1 rRNA gene is annotated in these 1,552 nt (G+C 58.4%); it reads left to right on the top strand.

Going from position 1 to position 1,552, the window contains the following annotated elements:
- Nucleotides 1-6: 6 nt before the first annotated feature.
- Nucleotides 7-1,525 (top strand): 16S ribosomal RNA (locus AB1207_RS24420).
- The last annotated feature ends 27 nt before the right edge of the window (nt 1,526-1,552 follow it).

Raw genomic sequence — 1,552 nt, forward strand, 5'->3', positions numbered from 1 at the left:
GGTTTTTCGACGGAGAGTTTGATCCTGGCTCAGGACGAACGCTGGCGGCGTGCTTAACACATGCAAGTCGAACGGTGAAGCCCTTCGGGGTGGATCAGTGGCGAACGGGTGAGTAACACGTGAGCAACCTGCCCCTGGCTCTGGGACAACCACTGGAAACGGTGGCTAATACCGGATACGACCCGCACAGGCATCTGTTGTGGGTGGAAAGTTTTTCGGCTGGGGATGGGCTCGCGGCCTATCAGCTTGTTGGTGGGGTGATGGCCTACCAAGGCGACGACGGGTAGCCGGCCTGAGAGGGCGACCGGCCACACTGGGACTGAGACACGGCCCAGACTCCTACGGGAGGCAGCAGTGGGGAATATTGCACAATGGGCGAAAGCCTGATGCAGCGACGCCGCGTGAGGGATGACGGCCTTCGGGTTGTAAACCTCTTTCAGCTCCGAAGAAGCGCAAGTGACGGTAGGAGCAGAAGAAGCACCGGCTAACTACGTGCCAGCAGCCGCGGTAATACGTAGGGTGCAAGCGTTGTCCGGAATTATTGGGCGTAAAGAGCTCGTAGGCGGTGTGTCGCGTCTGCTGTGAAAACTCAGGGCTCAACTCTGAGCTTGCAGTGGGTACGGGCACACTTGAGTGCTGTAGGGGAGACTGGAATTCCTGGTGTAGCGGTGAAATGCGCAGATATCAGGAGGAACACCGGTGGCGAAGGCGGGTCTCTGGGCAGTTACTGACGCTGAGGAGCGAAAGCATGGGGAGCGAACAGGATTAGATACCCTGGTAGTCCATGCCGTAAACGTTGGGCGCTAGGTGTGGGGTCCATTCCACGGATTCCGTGCCGCAGCTAACGCATTAAGCGCCCCGCCTGGGGAGTACGGCCGCAAGGCTAAAACTCAAAGGAATTGACGGGGGCCCGCACAAGCGGCGGAGCATGCGGATTAATTCGATGCAACGCGAAGAACCTTACCAAGGCTTGACATGCGCGGTGGAATCCCAGAGATGGGGTGTCATTTAGTTGGTCGCGTACAGGTGGTGCATGGTTGTCGTCAGCTCGTGTCGTGAGATGTTGGGTTAAGTCCCGCAACGAGCGCAACCCTCGTTCCATGTTGCCAGCACGTAGTGGTGGGGACTCATGGGAGACTGCCGGGGTCAACTCGGAGGAAGGTGGGGATGACGTCAAATCATCATGCCCCTTATGTCTTGGGCTTCACGCATGCTACAATGGCCAGTACAGAGGGCTGCGATACCGTGAGGTGGAGCGAATCCCAAAAAGCTGGTCTCAGTTCGGATCGGGGTCTGCAACTCGACCCCGTGAAGTCGGAGTCGCTAGTAATCGCAGATCAGCAACGCTGCGGTGAATACGTTCCCGGGCCTTGTACACACCGCCCGTCACGTCATGAAAGTCGGTAACACCCGAAGCCGGTGGCCCAACCCGTAAGGGGGGGAGCTGTCGAAGGTGGGACTGGCGATTGGGACGAAGTCGTAACAAGGTAGCCGTACCGGAAGGTGCGGCTGGATCACCTCCTTTCTAAGGAGCATCAACCACACCCGGCGA

It is taken from the genome of Kineococcus endophyticus (assembly GCF_040796495.1).
GTDB lineage: Bacteria > Actinomycetota > Actinomycetes > Actinomycetales > Kineococcaceae > Kineococcus > Kineococcus endophyticus.